Origin of the sequence: Parafilimonas sp., assembly GCF_051953455.1 — a bacterium.
Lineage (GTDB): Bacteria > Bacteroidota > Bacteroidia > Chitinophagales > Chitinophagaceae > Parafilimonas.
The window spans coordinates 61,561-68,896 of sequence record NZ_JBQCIT010000011.1; the positions used below are offsets into that span (position 1 = coordinate 61,561).

General features: G+C 40.3%; 6 protein-coding genes. 5 read left to right on the plus strand and 1 reads right to left on the minus strand.

The genetic code is table 11. From position 1 onward, the window contains the following. The first annotated feature begins 137 nt into the window (after positions 1-137). Positions 138-611: a DUF4920 domain-containing protein gene (locus ACTHN6_RS04275; RefSeq protein WP_440434481.1), complete on the plus strand. Its 474-nt coding sequence runs from the start codon at positions 138-140 to the stop codon at positions 609-611. On the opposite strand, the gene ACTHN6_RS04280 is transcribed toward ACTHN6_RS04275, so the two are convergent. After that, positions 612-1,940 (minus strand): MFS transporter, encoded by a 1,329-nt coding sequence (locus ACTHN6_RS04280; RefSeq protein WP_440434482.1) that lies wholly within the window; start codon positions 1,938-1,940, stop codon positions 612-614. Between the two features lie 109 nt (positions 1,941-2,049). Here ACTHN6_RS04280 and ACTHN6_RS04285 point away from each other — a divergent pair, with 109 nt between their 5' ends. The 4 genes from ACTHN6_RS04285 (at position 2,050) to ACTHN6_RS04300 (ending at position 7,121) form a co-directional block, all read left to right on the plus strand. Further along, on the plus strand, positions 2,050-4,974 hold the full coding sequence (locus ACTHN6_RS04285; RefSeq protein WP_440434483.1) for an SNF2-related protein: 2,925 nt from the start codon (positions 2,050-2,052) through the stop codon (positions 4,972-4,974). Positions 4,975-5,053: 79 nt separating this feature from the next. Further along, complete coding sequence (locus ACTHN6_RS04290; protein ID WP_440434484.1) at positions 5,054-5,458, plus strand: hypothetical protein; 405 nt, start codon at positions 5,054-5,056, stop codon at positions 5,456-5,458. A 125-nt stretch (positions 5,459-5,583) separates the two neighbouring features. Beyond that, positions 5,584-6,777 carry a molybdopterin-dependent oxidoreductase gene (locus tag ACTHN6_RS04295; protein ID WP_440434485.1) on the plus strand — a complete coding sequence of 398 codons (1,194 nt, stop codon included), beginning with the start codon at positions 5,584-5,586 and terminating at the stop codon, positions 6,775-6,777. A gap of 14 nt (positions 6,778-6,791) precedes the next feature. Then, on the plus strand, positions 6,792-7,121 hold the full coding sequence (locus tag ACTHN6_RS04300) for a hypothetical protein (protein WP_440434486.1): 330 nt from the start codon (positions 6,792-6,794) through the stop codon (positions 7,119-7,121). Positions 7,122-7,336 lie beyond the last annotated feature (215 nt).

Genomic DNA, 7,336 nt, shown 5'->3' on the forward strand with positions numbered 1-7,336 from the left:
GCAAACAAGCTGGTGGCCCTTTACTTCAACCGTTTGAGGTTCTTTTTTGCCGAATAATTTCATAGTGCATGAAATTACGTTAAATGATGAATCCATAACCGTGTGAATCCTATTTTTGCAGCACAAAAAATAACCTCATGAAAAAATTATTTATTATTTGCGCCGCTTTTCTTTTCCCTGCTTTGGTAATGGCGCAGCCGCCGGCCGGTAATGCAAATCCCGGCGATAAATATGGAGAAATAATAACTGCAGATGATGCTTTTGATGTGGCTGTTGTTCCTGCAAAACTTGAAACTACTCCTTCTTTTAATACGAAAATAAAAGCCAAAGTTTTAGATGTTTGTCCCAAAAAAGGTTGCTGGCTTAAGATTGCGGTAAACGACTCAACGGAAGCTTTTGTAAAAATGAAAGATTATGCATTTTTTACGCCGGTTGCCATTAAAGGAAAAACTGTTGTAATAGATGCGGTTGCCAGCATTAAAACCACGCCGGTAAGTGAATTGCGGCACTATGCGGAGGATGCAAAAAAATCACAGGAAGAAATTGCTGCCATTACTGAACCTAAAAAAGAAATAAGCTTTCTTGCAAACGGAATAGTGGTGGTTGAATGATCAGTCAAACAGGTGGTTATCCATCAACTTTTCTTCCTCTTTATTAATGGCTGATGTATGAGAGGATTCTTTCATAAAAACATATACCAGCAACGAGATAAAGACACAGCCTGAAATATACCAATAGAAATAATTTTCATGGCCTGCAGCTTTAAACCATAATGCAATGTATTCAACCGTTCCGCCAAATACAGCAACCGTAAATGCATAAGGCAGTCCCACTCCCAAAGCCCGCACTTCAGCGGGAAATAATTCAGCTTTTACCACTGCATTAATGCTTGTGTAACCGCTAACAATTATAAGTGCGGCTATAAGCAATATGAATGCTATCCATTTTGATGATGTTGTGCTTAATGCGGTGAGCAACGGTACTGTAAACAAAGTGCCGAGAATGCCAAAGCCGATAAGCAACGGCCGCCTGCCAATACGGTCTGAAATACTGCCGAATGCAGGTTGTAATAATGCAAAAATTAAAAGCGAGCAAAAGGAGAGGAGCGTAGCATCCTGTTTACTGAGATGTACCGTGTTCACCAAAAACTTTTGCATGTAAGTAGTATAAGTGTAAAACGCCATTGTGCCGCCAAGTGTAAGCCCTATAACGGTCATGATGGCTTTAGGATGTTTGAACAATTCCTGCAATGTGCCGCGTTGTATTTTTGTTGTGCCCTGTTTTTCAAATGCAGTTGTTTCTTCAAGGCTTCTTCTTAAATAAAAAGCCACAATAGAAAGAATAGCGCCCACTATAAATGGAATGCGCCAGCCCCAGTTTTCCAGGTCTTTTTCCGTAAGTATATTTTGTAAAAAAATAAGCAAAGCTGTGGCAATCAACTGGCCGCCAATAAGCGTTACATACTGAAAGCTGGAATAAAAACCGCGGTTCTTTTTATCTGCCATTTCGCTTAAGTATGTTGCAGCAACACCATATTCGCCGCCCACGCTTAAACCTTGCAGCAAACGCGCTGTGAGTAATATTACCGGTGCTATAATTCCTATGGCATTATAGGTAGGTGTTGCGGCAATAAGCAACGATCCAAACGACATAAGTAGTACAGATACTGTCATACTTTTTTTGCGGCCAACCCTGTCGGCAATGCGGCCGAAAAGCCATCCGCCTAAAGGCCGCATTAAAAACCCAAGCGCAAAAATGCCTGCCGTATTAAGCAATTGAATGGTTGAATTTCCTTTTGGAAAAAATGATGCTGAAAAATATAAAGCGAATGCTGCATACGTGTACCAGTCGTACCATTCCACAAGATTGCCAACAGAGCCGCCTACAATAGCTTTTATACGCGCCGATTTGTTTGATATATCTGCATTAATTTTTTGCACGCGGAAAGCTAATGAATTGTAAGATATATTGCCGCTCCTATACTTACTAACATTGCTTTTTGCACATGGCATTAATCTTTATCATTGCGCTTTTTTAATGAGCTGAAAGATGAGTGCAACGAATAACAACTTACCAAAGAAAACAATTATACTGCCCGCTGTAAAGCCCGGCAGGAAGAACGGGAAATATGAAACGGCTTTACTGCTCGATTTCGTTTCAAAAACTGAGCTCCCTTTTAATATTGCTGCATTGTTGGTGCAGGAAATAAACGGCGACCGGAATTATAAAGTCCTTCCATTAAGCGGCGAAAAAAGCCTGCGTGATTTTAGTAAACTACCACATGAAGTTGTTTATTCTATCCGTTTTCTTACAACAGAAAAACTGGCTGTACTAAGCCAGGAAGCAGAAAGAAACTATAATTCAAATAACAGAAGCGACGTTTCCTTTAAGGCATATAAAGAACAAAAAATAAGCTCGCATATTTATTACCGCCTGCAGGAATTAAAACCTTTCAGCACTATTTTAAAATGGTATTACAGGTATGCGGATGATCTTAATAATATCTTCATCAGGCCTGCCGCATTCAGCAATTATGCGCCAAAAATTTATTTTGAACTGGTGCGTACACCAGGCGGTTTATTGCGCATGTTGGTGTTGATAAATATCAATGAAGAATATTTTCCGTCCACTGATTTTACAAGACGTGGTTTTTTATTGCAAAGTAAAAACGAGTTCTTCCTGTTATCACCAAAAGATGTGGATATATTGAATAAATATCCACAGGGTTATATAGATGTACCACCTGAAAACGAAGCGGACTTTTTATGGCATGTCGTTGAGCCGCTTTCAAAAAATTATGCTGTAAACCGTGATGTATTGCTCGAGGATACGGTTGCTGATACAAGCCTTCAGCCAAAGATTTATTTAGGCGAACTGAATAACAGTTTCCTGATGATAACCACTAAATGGCAATACGGTGAATTTGAAGTTGATGATGAGCCGGGTGATATGTTTACAGCGGTTGCAGATGGAAAACGATATACGGTAAAAAGAGATGTTGCTGCAGAAAATGAAATGAAAGCCTTTTTATGCGGCCTGCATGAAAAATTCCCGAAGCAGAGAAATGGATATTATTACCTGCCTTTTGCTGAAGCCGAAAAGAAACAATGGTTTGTAAAATTTTATCGTAAGCTGATTGATAAGAATATTTCTGTGCATGGAATGGAGCAGCTAAAACATTTCCGTTACAATAAGCATGTGCCTGTTATCCATATTCATTTTGATGGCAAAGGCATAGACTGGTTTGATCTGCGTGTTGAAATAAGTTATGGTGATCAGCAGGTATCGCTGGCCGATTTGCAGAAAGCTATCTTCAATAAACAATCATTTCTTTTATTAAAAGATGGAACCATTGGCGCTATACCTGAAGAATGGGCGCAGGAATATAGTATGCTGTTTCACATGGGCCAGATGAAGAAGGATTCTATCAGGTTATCAACACTGCATCATACTTTACTCGATAATATAAAGGATGGCGAAGCCATCACAGCAAAGGCTATCGCAGAAGAGTTTAAAGAAAAATGGCAGCGGCTGCAGCAACATACAGAACATTTATATCAAGTGCCCAAAGAAATAAAAGCTTCACTGCGCGATTATCAGCAGGCAGGTTTCGAATGGCTTTGCCTGCTCGATGAAATGCAATGGGGCGGCTGTCTTGCCGATGATATGGGGCTTGGCAAAACATTGCAGGCTATAACATTTTTGCAGCATGTTTCCAATAAAAAAAAGAAAGAAACGCATTTGGTGGTTTGCCCAACTTCTTTGTTATATAACTGGGAAAATGAATTAAAGAAATTTGCACCAGAACTTACCTGTTTTATTTATTATAAAGGCAACAGGAATTACGATGCGGATACTTTCAAACAATACAATATCGTACTTACAACTTATGGTTGTGTGCGAAGTGATATAGACCAGTTGGAACAATTTAATTTTGGATATATAATTTGCGATGAAAGCCATGTAATAAAGAATCCTGCTGCACAATTGTCAAAAGCTATCGTGCGGCTCAAGGCCCGTAACAGGATCGCATTAAGCGGAACGCCTGTTCAAAATAACACGTTTGATCTTTATACGCAAATGAACTTTATTAATCCTGGTTTATTGGGGAACCGTGAATTTTTTAAATCTGAATTTTCGCAACCCATCGATAAATATGGCGATAAAGAAAAATCAGCGCAGCTTAAAAAAATAATTTACCCGTTTCTGTTGCGCAGAACCAAAGAGCAGGTGGCTAAGGATCTTCCTGCAAAAACTGAGATCACTTTATGGTGTGAAATGGAAGAGGAGCAGCGGAAAATATATGATGCACTGAAACATTATTATCGCGAAAGTTTATTACAACGTATAGCCGAAGATGGCGTCGGCAGCAGCGCTGTGTATATATTGGAAGGCCTCACCAAATTAAGACAGGCGTGTAATGCACCGCAGTTATTAAAAGACCATAAAGATGTTACAAATGCATCTGTAAAGCTTGAAGTATTACTGAATGAACTGGAAGAAAATATTGGTGATCATAAGGTGCTCGTTTTTTCACAATTCACCGGTATGTTGCAACTGGTTGCTGATGCATTAAGCAATAATAATGTTCCGTTTTTATACCTTGACGGCAGTACAAAAGCAGAACAACGGCAGGAACTTGTTCAGCAGTTTCAAACAACAGATAAGGCAAAAATATTTTTGATAAGTTTAAAGGCCGGTGGCGTTGGCCTCACCTTAACCGCTGCAGATTATGTTTACCTGATTGATCCCTGGTGGAACCCTGCGGCAGAACAACAGGCAATAGACCGTACACACCGCATAGGACAGCAGCAAAAAGTGTTTGCCTATAAAATGATCTGCCGCGATACGGTGGAAGAGAAAATACTTGCCTTGCAGCAGAAAAAACAATCGCTGGTAAAAGATATTATCAGCGAAGATGCAGGATTTATAAAATCACTGAGTGAGGAGGATGTGAAATATTTATTTGAATAAAAATTTTATACATTGTCATAAATATCAGGCAATCCAACGTTTTTAAGTGATGCCTTGTCAAAGCAATAATTTGCTATATATGAAACTGAAATATTTTATTGCCGTTTTGCTTGTTACCATTGCTGCCTGTAAAAAAGATGCGCAGAAACTTTCTTCAGATCTGCAGGGCACATGGGAGCTGGTTTCTTCCGATGGAGGCTGGAGCGGCCATCATGAATATGAGCCGGGTAACGGCAATACTTTTGCTTTTGATGGCAATAATTATTCGCGGGTAATAAAATCAACTGATACAACTTATCAATACACCGGCACTTTTAAAATTTATACAGGCAAACCCTGCGATTTTGCGGAGAAACAAACCCTGATAGATTTTGATAATAGTGGTTTTGCAAGCAGCTTTGCTTTATCGGGAGGCAGGCTTACTATTGGCACAACAGAATGTATTATGGACGGCGGAAGCTCAACGTATAAAAAAATACGGTGAGCATTACAGAAGTAGCAATAATCCGGTTGTACTGGTAAACAGCCTTGGGTTTGCATCAAGAAAGTATATGTAGTTTTCTTGCCATACAGTTTTTATTCTTTATACTTGCCTTAAGAGCATTTGTAATGAAAAGATACCTGACAACATACTTGCCGTTATTGATCTTTATACAGTTTTCCTGCAATACCAAACCAAAAACGCCTGCAACTACGGCATCGGCTGATGCACCCGAAACGCTGGTGAGCCCTGCAGGAAAAGATTCTATGCTGCTGCTCACCGACAGGCCGCCCAACCTCGAAACGCCTTTAAAATATTTCCTGGAAGATTACACGCCCAACAATGTATTCTTCGTTCGCTGGCATTTATCTTCCCTTCCTTCAAAAGTGGATGCAGACACTTTCCGTTTACGTATCAACGGTAATGTAGCCACGCCGCTTGAGCTTTCTTTACAAGATCTCAAAACGAAATTTAAACCTTATACCATAACTGCCGTATGCCAGTGTGCCGGCAATTCAAGAAGTTTTTTTGATCCGAGGGTTGCGGGCGGGCAATGGAAAAACGGCGCCATGGGCAATGCCAAATGGACGGGCGTTAAACTTAAGGATATACTGGAACTGGCAGGCGCTAAAGCAAACTCAATAGATGTTAGTTTTAATGGCCTCGATGGACCTCCGATGGATAGTACACCCGATTTTGTAAAGGCGCTGCATTATGATCATGCCATGGATGGCGAGGTAATGATTGCTTACGAAATGAATGATGAACCATTGCCTTTACTGAATGGTTATCCGCTTAAACTGGTTGTGCCCGGCTGGTATGCCACCTATTGGGTGGGCATGCTGAGTGAAGTGCAGGTGCTGGATAAACCGTTTAAAGGGTTCTGGATGGAGAAAGCCTATCTCGTGCCCAGGAATGTTGCCAATGGTAACGAAAAGCCTGATTCATTAAGCAAAGACATGGAACCGATTAATAAAATGGACGTGCGGTCGCTGTTTGTTTCACCCGAACCGGAAAATACTATTGAAATTGGCAAAGCAACAGATATACAGGGTCTTGCATTTGATGGAGGCGACGGCATAGAAAAAGTAGAAATTTCGCAGGATAGCGGCAAAACGTGGAAGCCCGCCAGGCTTGATGCAGATTTGGGAAAATATTCATGGCGCCGATGGCATTACAGTTTTACGCCGGCAGAAAAAGGCGATTATGTATTTTGGGTGAAGGCGACAAACAGCAAGGGCTTAACCCAGCCATTTCACCATTGGAACCGTAGCGGTTACATGCGCAATGAAATTGAAAGCCTTGCTATACATGCACAATAATAAATAAAATAAACATGAACTATAAAACCCTGTTAGCCGTTGTTGTAATTGTGATTGTTGCGGCCTGCAATAACAGCCAGCCACTTCAACCGGTTGCAGATACAGGCGTTACAAACCTCAATGCCATTATTTCAGAACTGCCCGATAAACCAGGTTATACAACCTTTAAACGAAACTGTATGAGCTGCCACTCCGCCCGCTACATACAAATGCAGCCCGATTTCCCGGAAAAAACATGGGCAACTATAGTAAATAAAATGCAGAAGAATTATGGCGCTCCTGTTCCTGATTCATCCGTGCAGGAAATTGTACAATACCTGGTATCTATAAAAGGAAAGGGATAAACAAAGCATTAAACTATGTTTAATACAAACCATTATTCATATCAATCCTGACCAGATAACTCAAGTATCTTATACTTTTATTTCATCGTGCTTTTTCATAGCAATCCTATATAGCATCAATCCCATCAATACAAAAGCAATAACGCCAAGCACCTTGTATATATCAACGCCGAGTGCTTCTTCAAGCGAATGTTCAAGGTTTATTTTTTGAAGTG